Origin of the sequence: Streptomyces sp. NPDC050636 (assembly GCF_040654775.1) — a bacterium.
Taxonomy (GTDB): Bacteria; Actinomycetota; Actinomycetes; order Streptomycetales; family Streptomycetaceae; genus Streptomyces.
Map to the genome: position 1 here is coordinate 82187 of NZ_JBFAIP010000019.1, position 15225 is coordinate 97411.

Below are 15225 nucleotides of genomic sequence, written 5' to 3' on the forward strand. Positions count from 1 at the left end.
CGGGCAGGTGCGTGCTCACACGCTGGGCACGTACTTGTAGCCGACCCGCCGCACCGTCACGATCGACGACCGGTGCTCGGCGCCCAACTTGCGGCGCAGCCGGGCCACATGGACATCGACGGTGCGGCCGTCGCCGACATGCCCGTACCCCCACACCGTGGTCACCAACTGGTCGCGGGTGTGCACCCGGTGCGGATGGGTGACCAGATGGGCCAGCAGCTCGAATTCGAGGTAGGTCAGGTCCAGTGGTCGGCCCTGGACCTGGGCGGTCCGCCGCTCGGGGTCGATCCGCACGATCCCGTCGCCTCTCGCCGCTGTCGCCACGACCGGCTCGGCGACCGGCTGCGGTGCGGTGGCCGGCTGCGGGGCGGTGGCCTGTGCGGCCGGTACGAGCACGAGGTAGCCGACCATCGGCGGCTGACCGGGCAGGGCGGGCACGCTGTGCTGCGGCGCGGCAAGCCACGTCGCACCGGAGTTCAGCAGCTCGGCGACGAATTCGGCACTGTGGCGCGAAGCGTCTCCACTCGGGGCGGTGGCGGGCGACGGGCGGGCCTCGTCGGGCGCCACGGCACGCAATCGGTGGCGGTGCGGGGTGGGGGCGGGAAGGGGAGTGGGGGCCGTCGCGGAAGTGGCAGGAAGCGTACGGAGGTTCGTCATCAGGGGTCAGCTCTTTCGCGCAGTGGGGCGTCGGGGGACGTCATGCGCGCGGGCAGGGCTGGGGACGCCGGTCAGCGGCGTCGGTGAGGCATGTGCGGGCCCGCGCTCAGTGCGCGCGGCAACACAGACGGTCGAATGCGTGCGCCTGCCGGGACGGCCAGAAAGGCTCAAGGTCGCTGCGACCCGTCGCGGTGTCAGTAAGGCTGGCCATGCCCCTATTGAACCAGACAGTCGCTGATCAGGGGAACGGAGTTGAGGGGAGGGGCTGCGGCGCGGAGCCGGTGCCGGGGCCGGTGCCGGGCTTGCGGCTACGCAGCACTGCGCCCCGGGCCCGGCCCCGTACCTGTCCCCGTACCCCTGCCCGTACCCATCCCCGGACCTGCCCCGGTACCTATTGCCACCCCGAGTGCCATCGCCGTCAGATGGCCGACGTCCGTGAACGTCCGCCCGGGGCGCAGCACGGGCCGGAGCCCCAGCGCCAGCAGCCCCACCGTCGCCGCGGCCCGCGCGCCGCGGTGCGGGACGGTCGCCGCGAGCGAGCCGAGCGTGGCGTAGAAGCCGTAGCTGGCCCCGACGTCGATGGCCCGCGCGGTCGCATCGGGCGGGTTCGTCCCGACCCGGCCGCGCAGGCCCGCGTAGACCAGCAGGCTCGCGCCGATGTGCCCGGCCGCGAACACCCCGGCCGCGCGCCGCGGGCCCCAACGGGCCTCGGCCGTACCGAGGGCGGTGAGCAGCGCGACGCCGTACGACACCGGCAGCGGCTCCTCCACGAACGCCGCGCTGGTGACCAGCGTCTCCCACCGGCCGGCCCGCAGGTTCTCGACGTTGGTGGAGTGCGCGCGCAGCAGCTCCGCACGCCGCTTGCGGGGCATTCGCGCGACGGCGCATGCACCCGCCTGGACGGTGCCGACGTACAGCGGCGCGGCCCACGGGATCCGGCGTGAACAGGCGCTGAAGCGGGTGCTCCAGGGGGACTTCGGCGGCATCTCAGGCTCCCGTCGGCAGTCGCTTGCGCCAGTCCAGCGGCGCGACCTCGATGACCTTGTCCGGGTCGCCGTTCCACTGCACCGGCAGGCCCGCTTCGGTCAGCGCGGCCGCCACCGTCCGCCCGACGTCGGCCCACTCCTCGTCGGAGCTCGCATACGAGCCGTACCGGACCGAGAGGCCGTGGCCCTCGGCGGCCGCTTCGGTGTCCTGGTAGTGGAAGAAGGCGAAGCCCCGGTCGGCCTCGGCGCGCTCACCATGGATCTCGGCCAGCCCGCAGCCGCTGCAGCAGCTGAAGTTCATCCGCGCCGTCAGTCCTTGGGCATCCAGCGCGGCGAACGCCCGCGCCACCCGGTCCGCGTCGGTCACCTCGGGCCACTCCTCCTGCTCGGCGAGCCGCTCCTCCCACAGGCCCGCCACGATCCGCCGGGCCTCGTCCAGCGTGACCGGAGTCCCGGCCGGGTCGAAGGATTCACTCACACCCTGCGCGACTTTGTGGAAGTCCCAGAAACCGGACCGTATCTGGGCGCGGGCCTGCTCCTCGGCCGCCGCGCGGGTCTCCGGGGCCAGGCCGGGCGTCGACACCAGGTCGGCCGGCTGCCAGTCGAGCGCCGTACGCCAGGACTCCGCGCCCCGCGCCCAGGCCAGGAACACCGCCACGACCCGGTCGGCGTCGGCGGTCTCCGCGCTGAAGTGCCGGTCCGGCCCGCCGTCGCGGTACTCCACCGCGAACGGCCCCTCGCCGTCCCGCCAGGTCTGCACGAACCGACTGGACTCTTCGGGGATCCGCTCGACGACCACGAAATGGTCGTCATCGGCGCCGATCCGCCGCAGCAGGGCGGTCAGCTCGGCGGCGGTCGGGCGCGAAAGGACCGGCCCGGTCTCGGTCTTGACGGTGATCGGAAGCATGCCTACAGCGTGCCAGCCGCCACTGACAACCGACGCCGGGCCGGTGTGGTCCGGCACGCGAAGGGGCCGGACCACATAGGCCCGGCCCCACTCACGCTCCGCAACTCACCTTCCGCGACGGAGACCCGTCTCAGACCTGCCCGCGCCGCTCCAGCTCCGTGCAGCAGGTGTCCACGATCAGACGGGTGACCACGTACGGGTCGACATTGGCGTTCGGCCGCCGGTCCTCGATGTAGCCCTTCTTCTCCACCTCGACCTGCCACGGGATACGCACCGAGGCGCCGCGGTCGGAGGCACCGTAGGAGTACGAGTCCCAGGGGGCGGTCTCGTGCGCGCCGGTCAGCCGGTCCTCGATGCCGGTGCCGTACTGGCGCACGTGCTCCAGCGGCTTGTCGCCCTCGCCCAGCGACTCGCAGGCGGTGATGATCGCGTCGTAGCCCTCGCGCATCGACCGGGTGGAGAAGTTGGTGTGCGCGCCCGCGCCGTTCCAGTCACCCTTGGCCGGCTTGGCGTCGAGCGACGCGGTGACGCCGAACTCCTCCGCCGTGCGGTGCAGCAGCCAGCGCGCCACCCACATGTGGTCCGAGACCACCAGCGGTGCCAGCGCGCCGACCTGGAACTCCCACTGGCCAGGCATGACCTCGGCGTTGATGCCGGACAGGCCCAGGCCGGCAGCCAGGCACAGGTCGAGGTGCTTCTCGACGATCTCCCGGCCGAAGATCTCGCCGGCGCCCACGCCGCAGTAGTAGCCGCCCTGCGGGGCGGGGTAGCCGCCGCCCTCGGGGAAGCCGAGCGGGCGGTCGCCCTTGAGGAAGGTGTACTCCTGCTCGATGCCGAAGATCGGCTCCTGGTCGGCGAACTTCTCCGCCACCGGACGCAGCAGCGCACGGGTGTTGGAGGAGTGCGGCGTGAGGTCGGTGTTCAGGACCTCGCACAGCACCAGCAGGTGGTTGCCGCCACGGATCGGGTCGGGGCAGCTGAACACCGGCTCCAGGACGAGGTCCGAGGAGTGGCCTTCGGCCTGGTTGGTGCTGGATCCGTCGAAGCCCCAGCGGGGCAGCTCGGCGCCGTCGGCCAGGATCCTGGTCTTGGAGCGGAGCTTGGCGGTCGGCTCGGTGCCGTCGATCCAGATGTACTCGGCCTTGAAGGTCACGGGGTCCTCTTACTACGGGTAGGTGCGGGCACGCGTGCGGGCGTGCTGCCGCACTCTCGCAACCGGCCGTTTCTCGTCCGTTGCCCGTATGTGAACCGCAGGTTACTCAGTCGGACATGCCCGAATTCCGCATCCATTCGTCCCTGTATGACCCGCCATGTCACCCCGGGAACTTCAACCGTGCTCCTTCAGTAACCCCTCGAATCCCAGATGGTGGACGTGTCGCATCAGCTCCCGGTCGCTGAGGGCCATCGCCGCCGCGGTGTCGCCGACATGCCGGTCGTGCGAGGCGAGCCGGTGCAGCACATGGCCGCGCCGGACCTGTTTGTCGGAGTACCGGAACGTCTTGAGGTAGGCGACCCGGCCCTTTCCGTCCGTGAAGGGCGTACTGGTGCAGCAGCCATCCTCATGCCTCCGCGGTTATGCCTTCATGGCGATTCTGGTCGTGGAAGGCATGGGAGAACGGCTCTAGCGTCGTGCCCATGACCGAGCCGCACCCCCTGTACGTCGACACCCTGCTCACCGCCCTCACGCGCGATCCCTCCCACCCCGCAGTGATCACCGCCGACGGAGACACCGTCACCGCCGGCGCATTGCGCACCACCGTCCACCGCATGGCCGCCGAACTCGCCGAGCGGGGCGTCGGCCGCGGCCGGACCGTCTCCCTCCTCAGCGGCAACCGCCCCGAAGTCCTCGCCGCCCGCTACGCCGTCAACCTCCTCGGCGCGCGCGTGATCTTCCTCTACGACGGCATGGCGCCCGAGACCCTCGCGCAGATCGCGGAGAGCGCGGAGACCTCCCTGCTCCTCGTCGACCCGGGACTCCACGGCACCGCCGAGGCCCTGCTCGCCCACGCCCGTGGCCCGGTGCCGGAGGCCCTGACCCTCGGGCCGGTGCCGGAGGCCGACGTGCGCCACCCCAGGCCACGCACCCCCCTCGGCCCCGACCTGCTGGCCGCCTGCGCCGCCCGCCCCTCCCCCAAGCTCAAAGGAGCAGGGGGGACCCCCATCCCCGTCGTCCCGAGCGGCGCCCGCCCCGAAGACGACTGGTGCATCCGGCACACCGGCGGAACCACCGGTATCCCCAAGGGAATACGGATGGCGCACGCCCCCTACGCCCGACTGCTCCGCACCCAGACCCTGGAAGCCGCCGGCGACCCGCCCCGCTTCCTCGCCTGCACCTCGCTCGCCCACCTCGCCGGGATCATGGCCGACCTCACGCTCGTGGCAGGCGGAACCGTCGTCCTGCAGCGCACCTTCGACCCCGCCGCCGTACTCGCCGCCATCGCCCGGCACCGCATCACCCATCTCTGGCTGCTGCCACCACTCCTCTACCGCCTCCTCGACCACCCCGACCTCGCCACCACCGACCTCACCTCCCTCACCCGCATCACCTACGGAGGCTGCGCCGCCGCACCGGACCGGCTGCGTCAGGCCATGGAGGTCTTCGGCCCGGTCCTGTACGGCTCGTACGGCCAGTCCGAGGCGATGTCGATCACCGAGGCACGCCCGTACGACCACACCGTGACCGGCCCCGGCGGCCGGATCTCCGTCGGCCGCCCGCTGCCCGGGGTGGAGCTCGCCATCAGGGACGCGTCGGGCCGGACGCTGCCACCGGGGGAGCGGGGCGAGATCCACGTACGCTCCGCCGGCGTGATGACCGGCTACTGGAAACAGCCCGAGCGCACCGCCGAGGTCCTGCGCGACGGCTGGCTGCGCACCGGCGACGTCGGTTTCCTGGACGCCGACGGCCGGCTCTACCTCGTCGACCGGCTCAAGGACGTCGTCATCGTCGTCGGCGGGCATGTCCATCCGGCAGAGCTCGAAGACCTGCTGCACACCCACCCGGCGGTCGCCCACTGCGCCGTCTACGGGGTGCGGACGGCGGACGAGACCGAGGAGGTGCACGCGGCGATCGTCCCCGCCCCGGGACACCCCCTCGACACCGCCGGAATCCGCGAGTTCGTCACCCGCCACAAGGGGGCGATGTACGCGCCGACCGACGTCCATGTCCTCGATGCGATCCCCCTCACGCCCGTCGGCAAGCCCGACAAAACCCGGCTCCGGGCCGCCGCCGCGGCCTCCTGAAACCGGCCGCCCCGAGGGCCGTCCGGAAGGCCGTCCGGACGTCCGCCCATCGGGCTGTCCGCCGGGCGCCAAATACCCCCTGGCCAGGGGCTTTTGTCAGTGGTGGCCAGTAGAATGGGAACCAGTCAGTGAGGGTTCACCGTTGCTACAGGAGGTTGCCGATGGCCGCTGCCACACTCATGACGAAACCTCTCCCGACCCACCCGCTGCCCAAGAAGCCGCTGCCCGCCGGATGGCCGCGCGAGCGCTACGAATCCCACAACCGCCGGCTGAAGGCCATGCGCCTGGCCATAGCCCTGCTCGACACCGGCTGCTACCGCCCTGAGCAGGCCCACAACCGCAGGATCCGTGCCACCGCGGCCGAAATCGGGGTGCATGTGCCCTCCGACACCACCTGCCGCCTGGTCCGGGCCCTCATCTACGACAACTGCTGACGGTGGCTCAGCAGGCCATGAGCCAGTAGGCCGTAAGCAGGCACAAGCGGCCCAATCAGGCCCAATCAGGCACAAGCAGTCATTCGGCGGTGGCCGGCCCCGGGGCATTCCTGGGGGCGGCCACCGCCGAATCCATGTCCGCCCCCTCCGCACCCATGTCCGCCACCTCCGCCAACGCCTCGGTAAGCCACTCCACCCAGAACGTCTCCAGGCTGATCCCGGCCCGCAGCACCAGCCGCCGCAGCCGGTCATCGGCCGATGCCGCGGCCTCGAAGTCGCGGCGCTCGATCTCCGAGTACTCCGCCAACTGCCGCTCATGCAGGGCGAGATGACGGCGCAGCTCGTCATCGAGCCCCTCGCACCCGACCACCGCCGCCGCGCGCAGCCGCAGCAGCAGCGCATCGCGCATCGGCTTCGGGTCCTGCTTCCCCGACGCCCACTGCGTCAGCTCCGCACGCCCCGCGGGCAGCACCTCGAAGTCCTTCTTCTGCCCGCGGGCCGGCTGATCGCTGGGCAGGGCGCGGATATACCCGGCCTGCTCCAGCTTTCCCAGCTCGCGATAGATCTGCTGATGCGTGGCGGACCAGAAGTAGCCGATCGACCGGTCGAATCTGCGGGTCAGCTCCAGCCCCGACGACGGCTTCTCCAGCAGGGCGGTGAGGATCGCGTGCGGCAGGGACATAGGGGAATCCTAGGCAGGCCGGGTCACCGGGCGTACCGGGTGGTCACAGCGCCGCCGCCAGCTCCGTGCCCTGCTGGATGGCGCGCTTGGCGTCCAGCTCCGCGGCGACGTCCGCGCCACCGATGAGATGGACGGCGTGCCCGGCGGCGCGCAGTGCCTCGTACAGCTCGCGGCGCGGTTCCTGCCCGGCGCACAGGACGACCGTGTCGGCCTCGATGACCTCACGCTTGCCGTCGACCGTCACATGCAGTCCGGCGTCGTCGATGAGGTGGTACTCGGCGCCGGCGACCATGGTGACCCCGCGGTGCCGGAGTTCGGTCCGGTGGATCCAGCCGGTGGTCTTGCCCAGCCCCGCGCCGACCTTGGTCGTCTTGCGCTGGAGCAGATGGACGGTCCGGGCCGGGGCCGCCCGGCGCGGCGCCTGGAGCCCGCCCGGCGCTCCGTAGCCGGTGTCCACTCCCCACTGCCGGAAGAACGCCTCCGGGTCCAGGCTCGCTGCCTCCCCGTCATCCGTCAGGAACTCCGCGACATCGAACCCGATACCGCCCGCCCCGATGATCACGACCCGCTCGCCGACCGCCGCCCCGTCACGCAGCACATCGAGATAGCTGACGACACTGGGGTGATCGGTCCCGGGAATCTCCGGGCTGCGCGGAGTCACCCCGGTCGCCAGCACCGTCTCGTCGAAGTCGCAGGCCGCCAGCGTCTCGGCGGTGACCGCGGTGCCCAGCCGGACGTCGATCTTCCAGTGGTCGAGCCGGTTCCGGAAGTAGCGCAGCGTCTCGTTGAACTCCTCCTTGCCCGGCACCTTCCGCGCGATGTTGAGCTGTCCGCCGATCCGCTCCGCGGCGTCGAACAGCGTCACCTCGTGTCCGCGCTCGGCCGCCGCCACGGCGCACGCCAGCCCCGCCGGCCCGGCGCCGACCACCCCGACGCGCTTACGGCGCCGGGTCGGGGCGAGCACCAGCTCGGTCTCGTGGCAGGCCCGCGGATTGACCAGGCACGAGGTGAGCTTCCCGCTGAAGGTGTGGTCGAGACAGGCCTGGTTGCAGCCGATGCAGGTGTTGATGGCGTCGGCCCGGCCCTCCCGCGCCTTGGCGACGAACTCGGGGTCGGCGAGCAGCGGCCGCGCCATCGACACCATGTCCGCATGCCCGTCGGCAAGCAGCTGTTCCGCCACCTCTGGGGTGTTGATGCGGTTGCTGGTCACCAGCGGGATCGACACCGACCCCATGACCTGCCGGGTCACCCAGGCCCAGGCGCCGCGCGGCACCGAGGTCGCGATGGTGGGGATCCGGGCCTCGTGCCACCCGATCCCGGTGTTGATGAGCGTCGCGCCGGCCGCCTCGATCTCCTTGGCGAGCGTGATCACCTCGGGCAGGGAGGAGCCGCCCGGTACCAGATCGAGCATCGACAGCCGGTAGATCAGGATGAAGTCCGGGCCGACCCGCTCCCGGACCCGCCGGACGATCTCGACGGCGAAGCGGATCCGGTTCTCGTACGAGCCGCCCCACCGGTCTTCGCGCCGGTTGGTCGCCGCCGCGATGAACTCATTGATCAGGTAGCCCTCGGACCCCATGATCTCCACGCCGTCGTAGCCCGCGTGCCGGGCCAGCGCCGCCGCCCGTACGAAGTCCTCGATGGTCTGCTCCACCTCGTCGTCCGACAGGGCGTGCGGGGTGAAACGGCTGATGGGCGCCTGGATCGCGCTGGGCGCCACCAGGCCGGCGTGGTGCGCGTACCGACCGAAGTGCAGGATCTGCATCGCGATCTTGCCGCCCTCGCGGTGCACCGCGCCGGTCACGACCCGGTGCTGCTCCGCCTCCGCCTCGGTGGTCAGCGCGGCACCCAGCTCCCAGGGCCGCCCGGCCTCGTTGGGGGCGATGCCGCCGGTGACGATGAGGCCCACGCCACCGCGGACCCGCGTCGCATAGAACTCGGCCATCCGCTCGAACCCGCGCGGCGCCTCCTCCAGCCCGACATGCATCGACCCCATCAGCACACGGTTCGGCAACGTCGTGAAGCCCAGGTCGAGGGGGCTCATCAGGTGCGGGTACTGGCTCATCGGGGGCCTCCTTGCACGGCGGTCGTAGGCAAGGTTCTAGACCACCCGACCCCTGTTCTGCAACAAGTTGCATAAACCCTTCGCCCCGTCGCGACGAAGCTCACACCCCCGACCGCGGACGCGTCCGGGATTCTCGACCGCCGAGCGCCACTACGAAGATGCTCACCTTCAGGAGTTGACCGATTGCATGCCGTAGGGGGACGCGCCTGCTCGCCGGCGCCGAGACGGTGAAGGCGGCGCGGAAAATCTTCGCCGTGCTGGTGTCTTCCGTCGAGGGGGGTCTGGGGGGCTAAGTCCAATGTGACGGGTGTGACTGAAGTAAACCCTGCGGCTGAAGACGCACCTGAGTAATCCAAGCGGCGGTGTCAATTCCGCATGGATGCCGATCTTCACTCAAATGGATTGCCGGTGTGGGGTTTCATCGCGGTCGTCCCGGACCCGGCGGCGCCTGGCCGCCCCTCGCGGCGCGAGTATGCAGCGCAGTGGGGGTGTGACGTATCACAGACAGCACGGCCGCGCTATGACAGCTTCAACTGTGGTCCCCGGTAAGGGAGTTACCGGCGGTCAGTCCGGTACGTGGAGAGGATCGAATGAGCACTCTGGAAGCCCTGACGCTTGATCACGTGGTGGACACGGATCGGTATCCCCTGTCGGAACTCGACAGTACCGACGGACAAGCCGTGGTCAACCGAGCCAAGCGCGAACTGTCGGCGCAAGGCTGCACCGTCCTCCCGGACTTCATCCGCCCGTCACTCCGCGATGTCCTGCGGCAGGAGTGCTCGGCCATCGCCCCCCGTGCGCATTTCGACGTCGAGACCGTCAACGTCTACAACATCGCGGTGGACTCGGACCTGCCCCAGGACCACCCCGGCAGACTCCCCTTCGAACGCGGCAACGCCTTCGTCGCGAGGGACCGCATCCCGGCCAACTCCCTGATCAGCAAGCTCTACTCGTCCGAGGCGTTCCAGCGCTTCATCGCAAGCTGCTTCCAACTGCCGCGGCTGCACGAACTGGCGGACCCGCTCTCCGGACTCGTCCTCAACGTCGTCGAGCCGGGCAAGGAACACCCCTGGCACTTCGACACCAACGAGTTCACCGTGAGCATGCTGACCCAGGAACCGCAGGACGGCGGCGTCTTCGAGTACTGCCCCAACATCCGGTCCGCGCACGACGAGAACTTCGCCGACGTCCGGGACGTACTGGACGGCCGAGGCGATCGACTGGTCCGACGTCTCCCCCTCCGCCCCGGTGACCTGCAACTGTTCAAGGGCCGCTACTCGCTGCACCGGGTGAGCCCCGTCCAGGGCGAAGCCGCGCGCCACTCCGCGATATTCGCGTACAGCGAGCGCCCGGGCGTCATCGGCAGCGTTGCCCGGACCCGGCAGTTGTTCGGCCGCGTAAGGCCCGAACACCTGGCGGCCGAGGGCCGGTCCGTACGAGGCGACCACCTGCTGGACTAGCCACGTTGGGCTACAACAATCCACAGACCCAACGGGCAGCCCCCTAGGCGCACCCCACCATGCGCCCCAGTCACGCCCCCCAGCCACGCCCCAACCAACCGAATAGAGACCACAACTTGAACAACACCCAGGGATCAGCGCCCACCCCTACCGCTCCCCCTAACACCACCGCCACCCCCTCCACCTCACCCTCCACCTCACCCTCCACCCCACCCCCCACCCCGACCTTCACTCACGAGAACACCCTCCCGCGCGTGCCGCTGCCCACGCTGGAGGCGAGCTGTGAGCGGTTCCTCGCCTGGTGCGCGCCGCTGCTGACCGCCGACGAGCGGGCGGCCACCGAGGCGGAGGTGGCCGCCTTCCTCCGCCCCGACGGCCCCGGCCGGGTGCTCCAGGCGGCGCTGGAGGAGTACAACGCCACCGACGGCGTGCACAGTTGGCTCGACACCTTCTGGCCGTACCGCTACCTGGGCCGCCGGGACCGGATCGCACTCAACGCCAACTTCTTCTTCCTCTTCCAGGACTCCGGCCGGCCACAGGTGGAGCGGGCGGCCGGCCTCATCGCCGGCGCCGTCCACTACAAGAAGCAGCTCGACCAGGAACTCATCCCCCCTGTCGTGCAGCGCGGCCGGCCCCAAACCATGGAGCAGAACAAGTACCTCTTCTCCACCACCCGGATTCCCGGGCCGGCACAGGACACCGTCCGCGCCCCCTACTCCGGTGAACGACCGGGCCCGTCCGACGCCCGCCACATCGTCGTCTTCTTCCGTGGCGGTATGCACAAGCTCGACGTACTGGGTGCGGACGGCGTACCGCACAGCCTGGACGACCTGGAGACGGGCCTGAGCGCCGTCATCAAAGCCGGCACCGAGCCGCCCGCCGCCGACACCTCCGTCGGCCACCTCACCACCATGGCCCGCGCGGAGTGGGCAGCCGCCCGCGATTCCCTCCTCACCCACCACCCCCGCAACGCCACCACCCTCAACGACATCGAAACCGCCCTGTTCTGTGTCTGTCTGGAGGACTTCGCCCCCGCGGACACCCAGGAGGCGTGCGACAACCTCCTCTACGGCGACCGAGGCAACCGCTGGTTCGACAAGGCCGTGTCCTTCATCGTCTTCGCCGACGGCCGCGCGGGCATCAACGTCGAACACTGCGAACTGGACGGCACGACCATCCTCAGCTTCGTCGACGCCGTGCTCGGCACCCCGGCAGAGGAACACTCCCGCCGGTCCGGAGCCCGCTCCCAGGGTGCGCCCGCCCTGGAGCCCCTCACCTTCACTCTCAACGACACCCTGCGCGCCCAAGTACGCTCCGCCGCCGACGCGTTCGCGGCGTACGGCGCGGCGACCGCGACCCGCACCCTCTCCTTCGACGATTTCGGCGCCAAAACCGCCAAGGCACTCCACGTCTCTCCGGACGCCTTCGTCCAGCTCGCCTACCAGCTCGCCCACCAGCGCGCCAAGGGACACCTGGGCGCCACGTACGAGTCGATCGCCACCCGCCAGTGGCGCCGCGGCCGCACCGAGGCCATGCGCGTCGTCACACCGGAGATCCAGGCATTCGTCGCGGCCATGCACGACCCGGCCGCCGACCCGGACACCCGCCGCACCGCCTTCCGCACCGCCGCCGAAAAGCACGTCACCCGCGCCAAGGAATGCCAGGCCGGCGACGCCCCCGAACAGCACCTCTGGGAACTGGAACTCATCCAACGCCGCCGCGGTACGGAACTGGGCGTCACCGAACAACCGGCCCTCTACCGCACCCCGGGCTGGCTGACCATGCGCGACGACTACCTGAGCACCAGCTCCGCCCCGTCCGCCCACATCCAGTACTTCGGCTTCGGCTCCACCAGCAGCCGCTGCATCGGCGTCGCCTACGTCCTGCTCCCCGAACGCTTCAACATCTACCTGAGCACCCCACTCCCGGTCGCCACCGAGATGCACACGTTCGCCGACCACCTCCGCGAGGCGGTAACCGAGCTCCGCGAGCTGCTGGCATAAGCAGCGAGCCCCGTCGCCGCCTGATGGGCGGTGACGGGGCTCGGTGCCGGCTGACGCCTTGTGGCGTCGGGTTTTGATCTTTAGATGTCGAAGTACAGCAACAACACGTCCTTGGCCAGGGCAAATGGCTTCCGTTGAGTGGGTTGGTGTACAACGGGTGCACCCGCCGCCAGGTCGCCGACATCAGCTCGCTGAACGGCCGCAACGCTTACGACATGATGGCCGCGTACACCGCCACCAAGTTGACGGACGAGACCGCCACCCGGCGAAGAACTTGCCCGCTGCGGTCAGCTCTTCGCGCGCCAGACGGTGCCCCGGCGTTCGTACTCCAGGATCATCTCGGCACGCAGCGCGGTCTCCGGGCCGTAGAGGCGCTCGGCGAGCCAGAGGGCCAGGTCGAGGCCCGAGGTGACGCCGCCGCAGGTGATCAGGTCCCCGTCGTCCACGACACGCCCGTACGTGAGCTTCCCGCCCTCCTTGGCGAGATCCTCGCGGGCAGCGAAATGCGTCGTGCACGGTCTGCCGCGGGTGATCTTCGCCGCCGACATGACCATGACGCCGGTGCATATCCCGCCCATGATCAGCCCGGGCCGCTCGGCCTTGGCCAGTGCGCGCGGCAGTACGCCGCGCTTGATCTCGTCATCGACCCCTGACCCCTTCCCGTAGCCCCCGCCCGGCACGAGCAGGACGTCCGCGTCCTCCGGGGCCCAGGGGTCGCGTACGTCGATGTGCATTCCGGACGACGTCCGTACGGTGCGGGGGCCGTCGGCGGTGACGAAGCTCTGCTTGATCCGGCGCTTGTCGGCGTCCGCGAGGATGCCGAGCACCTCGATGGGGCCCGCGAAGTCCTGCTCCTCGACGGCGTCGAACAGAACTGTGTGCACGCGCAGTTCGCGGGTGCGCTCGCGCTTCCGCTCGGCGGCGGGGGCGGCGGCAGAAGCGGCGGTGGAGGAGGTGCCGAGCCCAAGCGCGGTCGCGGCCGTGGCCGCGGCGCCTGTACGGAGAATGTGTCGGCGCTGCATGTCGTGTGCTCCTTGGGTCGGTCGGTGTCGGGGGAGCGGCGGAGTGAGTTGGTCGGCGTCAGGAATGCGCTGGTTCCGGGCTGTGGAACGCGGGCCAGATGACTGTCCCCTCGGGCCGGAGGCGCGTGGAAGGGGATGTCCGGATGTGTGGGCTGCTTGTCCTTGAGGACATGCCGGCCGGGCGCCGAGACTGAGGAGCGTGAAGACCGAGAGCGATGTGGTCGTGGTCGTGGGCGACGGAGTGGTGCTGCTCGATGTGGCCGGTCCGGTGCAGGTGCTGCATGGGACCGGCTACCGGGTCCGGCTCGCTTCGCCCTCCGGGCGTGCGGTGGTGAGCGACACGGGGATCCCGCTGGGGGTCGAACTGGCGCTGGAGGACGTCTCCGAGACCGTGGACACGGTGATGGTGCCGGGCTATCCGACGGTGAAGGGCCACGGGCATCCGCCGGAGCTGGTCGCGCACGTACGCCGCCTCGGCACGGGCGCGCGGCGTACGACGTCGGCCTGCACCGGCGCGTATCTCCTTGCGGAGGCCGGGCTGCTCGACGGCCGGCGGGCCACGACGCACTGGGCCGAGTGCGAAACGCTTGCGAGACGCTTCCCGCGGGTGCGGGTGGAGCCCGACGCCATCTACGTACGTGACGGGCCGGTCATCACCTCCGCCGGGGTGACGGCGGGCATCGACCTGGCACTGGCGCTGGTCGAGGAGGACCACGGCCCCGAGGTGGCGCGTACCGCGGCCAAGCATCTCGTCGTCTTCCTCCAACGCCCTGGCGGCCAGTCGCAGTTCAGCGTGCGCAGCGCGGTGACCCCGCCCCGCAACGCCGGGCTGCGGCGGGTACTGGATGCCGTGGTGGCCGACCCCGGCGGGAACCACACCCTCGCCGCCATGGCCGAGCGGCTCGCCGTCAGCGAACGGCACCTCACCCGGCTCTTCCGCCGCGAAGTCGGCGACACCCCCGGGCAGTACGTGGAACGCGTCCGCGTGGAGGCGGCGCAGGCGATGCTCGAATCCTGCGACGCCGGTGTGAACACCATTGCCCGCACCTGCGGGTTCGGCACGGACGAGACGATGCGGCGGGTGTTCCTGCGCGTGCTCGGGGCGCCGCCCGCGGCGTACCGCGCGCGATTCCGCGCGACTTCCTCCGCCTAGCGGGTCCCGACGGACCTTGCTGGGCACGGGGCGCCCCTCCCGGAACCTTGCCAAGTGTCAACAGACCAAGGAGAGAACTGATGCCTGCACACCCGTCGCGTCGCGACGCGCTGGTCACCGGTGCCTCCGCGCTGTCAGCGCTGCTGCGCGCTGCACGACATGGGACTGACCGCGCGGGCGGCGGACGATCGGCAGCGGTTCGAGGTAGCGGGGGCCGACCTGGCGGCGCGCTTCCTGGAGGACAACGGCGTCACCGACAGCCGCGTGGACACCGTCTGGGACGGTATCGCGCTGCACACCTCGCCCGGATTCGCGGCCTCCCCCGTCCACCGGCACCGCCGCCCGCCGGAGATCGGCATAGGGCAGCGCGGCATCCTCCTCGACATCGAAGGCGGCCCCGACGACCTGCCGCCCGGCTACGCCTCCCGCGTGCACGCCGTCTCCCCCCGCCTCGGAGGGGCTCGCGCCCTCAGCGAAACCCCTGGAGGCCCGCAGCCTCTCCGACCCGGCCACGGCCCCGCCGATGACCCTGTCGGGCGAGATCCTCCACCAGCTCCACCCCGAACTTCCCTACACCACCTGGCAGATGACTCTCGACGCGAGCCGCTGGGGCGAC

At 70.7% G+C, this 15225-nt stretch carries 14 protein-coding genes; 5 read left to right on the forward strand and 9 right to left on the reverse strand.

Annotated elements, in window-relative coordinates; all coding sequences use genetic code 11:
* Positions 1-15: 15 nt before the first annotated feature.
* The 5 genes from AB0I10_RS17560 to AB0I10_RS17580 all read right to left on the reverse strand — a co-directional run bounded on the left by AB0I10_RS17560 (position 16) and on the right by AB0I10_RS17580 (position 4009).
* Positions 16-657, reverse strand: a complete 642-nt coding sequence (locus AB0I10_RS17560) for a winged helix-turn-helix domain-containing protein (protein ID WP_363153357.1) — start codon at positions 655-657, stop codon at positions 16-18.
* A gap of 308 nt (positions 658-965) precedes the next feature.
* The gene (locus AB0I10_RS17565; RefSeq protein ID WP_363153358.1) at positions 966-1643 is read right to left on the reverse strand and encodes a rhomboid-like protein; all 678 of its coding nucleotides are present in this window, start codon (positions 1641-1643) and stop codon (positions 966-968) included.
* Position 1644: 1 nt separating this feature from the next.
* Positions 1645-2550, reverse strand: coding sequence for a hypothetical protein (locus AB0I10_RS17570; RefSeq protein WP_363153359.1), 906 nt, complete (start codon positions 2548-2550; stop codon positions 1645-1647).
* 130 nt (positions 2551-2680) lie between these two features.
* Entirely contained in the window at positions 2681-3703 is a 1023-nt protein-coding gene (gene glnII / locus AB0I10_RS17575; RefSeq protein WP_363153360.1) for a glutamine synthetase, read from the reverse strand.
* A gap of 174 nt (positions 3704-3877) precedes the next feature.
* Positions 3878-4009, reverse strand: coding sequence for a hypothetical protein (locus AB0I10_RS17580; protein ID WP_363153361.1), 132 nt, complete (start codon positions 4007-4009; stop codon positions 3878-3880).
* A 176-nt stretch (positions 4010-4185) separates the two neighbouring features.
* Here AB0I10_RS17580 and AB0I10_RS17585 point away from each other — a divergent pair, with 176 nt between their 5' ends.
* The gene (locus tag AB0I10_RS17585) at positions 4186-5790 is read left to right on the forward strand and encodes an AMP-binding protein (protein ID WP_363153362.1); all 1605 of its coding nucleotides are present in this window, start codon (positions 4186-4188) and stop codon (positions 5788-5790) included.
* 161 nt (positions 5791-5951) lie between these two features.
* Positions 5952-6224, forward strand: coding sequence for a hypothetical protein (locus tag AB0I10_RS17590; protein ID WP_363153363.1), 273 nt, complete (start codon positions 5952-5954; stop codon positions 6222-6224).
* 79 nt (positions 6225-6303) lie between these two features.
* Here AB0I10_RS17590 and AB0I10_RS17595 read toward each other — a convergent pair whose 3' ends face one another.
* A complete protein-coding gene (locus AB0I10_RS17595) occupies positions 6304-6906 on the reverse strand; it encodes a PadR family transcriptional regulator (RefSeq protein WP_363153364.1) in 603 nt (200 codons plus the stop codon).
* Between the two features lie 43 nt (positions 6907-6949).
* Complete coding sequence (locus AB0I10_RS17600) at positions 6950-8971, reverse strand: NADPH-dependent 2,4-dienoyl-CoA reductase (protein WP_363153365.1); 2022 nt, start codon at positions 8969-8971, stop codon at positions 6950-6952.
* 590 nt (positions 8972-9561) lie between these two features.
* On the opposite strand from AB0I10_RS17600, the gene AB0I10_RS17605 reads away from it, so the two are divergent.
* Positions 9562-10431 carry an arpA protein gene (locus AB0I10_RS17605; RefSeq protein ID WP_363153366.1) on the forward strand — a complete coding sequence of 290 codons (870 nt, stop codon included), beginning with the start codon at positions 9562-9564 and terminating at the stop codon, positions 10429-10431.
* Positions 10432-10685: 254 nt separating this feature from the next.
* Positions 10686-12434: a choline/carnitine O-acyltransferase gene (locus AB0I10_RS17610; RefSeq protein ID WP_363153367.1), complete on the forward strand. Its 1749-nt coding sequence runs from the start codon at positions 10686-10688 to the stop codon at positions 12432-12434.
* Positions 12435-12721: 287 nt separating this feature from the next.
* On the opposite strand, the gene AB0I10_RS17615 is transcribed toward AB0I10_RS17610, so the two are convergent.
* The gene (locus tag AB0I10_RS17615) at positions 12722-13456 is read right to left on the reverse strand and encodes a DJ-1/PfpI family protein (RefSeq protein WP_363153368.1); all 735 of its coding nucleotides are present in this window, start codon (positions 13454-13456) and stop codon (positions 12722-12724) included.
* A 199-nt stretch (positions 13457-13655) separates the two neighbouring features.
* On the opposite strand from AB0I10_RS17615, the gene AB0I10_RS17620 reads away from it, so the two are divergent.
* Entirely contained in the window at positions 13656-14609 is a 954-nt protein-coding gene (locus AB0I10_RS17620; RefSeq protein WP_363153369.1) for a DJ-1/PfpI family protein, read from the forward strand.
* 114 nt (positions 14610-14723) lie between these two features.
* Here AB0I10_RS17620 and AB0I10_RS17625 read toward each other — a convergent pair whose 3' ends face one another.
* On the reverse strand, positions 14724-15044 hold the full coding sequence (locus AB0I10_RS17625) for a hypothetical protein (protein WP_363153370.1): 321 nt from the start codon (positions 15042-15044) through the stop codon (positions 14724-14726).
* Between the last annotated feature and the right edge of the window lie 181 nt (positions 15045-15225).

Bases quoted from the DNA above. Each gene is read 5' to 3' on its own strand.
- AB0I10_RS17615 (WP_363153368.1), bottom strand. From the start codon at position 13,456: ATGCAGCGCCGACACATTCTCCGTACAGGCGCCGCGGCCACGGCCGCG.
- AB0I10_RS17600 (WP_363153365.1), bottom strand. From the start codon at position 8,971: ATGAGCCAGTACCCGCACCTGATGAGCCCCCTCGACCTGGGCTTCACG.
- AB0I10_RS17590 (WP_363153363.1), top strand. From the start codon at position 5,952: ATGGCCGCTGCCACACTCATGACGAAACCTCTCCCGACCCACCCGCTG.
- AB0I10_RS17595 (WP_363153364.1), bottom strand. From the start codon at position 6,906: ATGTCCCTGCCGCACGCGATCCTCACCGCCCTGCTGGAGAAGCCGTCG.
- AB0I10_RS17570 (WP_363153359.1), bottom strand. From the start codon at position 2,550: ATGCTTCCGATCACCGTCAAGACCGAGACCGGGCCGGTCCTTTCGCGC.
- AB0I10_RS17565 (WP_363153358.1), bottom strand. From the start codon at position 1,643: ATGCCGCCGAAGTCCCCCTGGAGCACCCGCTTCAGCGCCTGTTCACGC.
- AB0I10_RS17585 (WP_363153362.1), top strand. From the start codon at position 4,186: ATGACCGAGCCGCACCCCCTGTACGTCGACACCCTGCTCACCGCCCTC.
- AB0I10_RS17560 (WP_363153357.1), bottom strand. From the start codon at position 657: ATGACGAACCTCCGTACGCTTCCTGCCACTTCCGCGACGGCCCCCACT.
- AB0I10_RS17605 (WP_363153366.1), top strand. From the start codon at position 9,562: ATGAGCACTCTGGAAGCCCTGACGCTTGATCACGTGGTGGACACGGAT.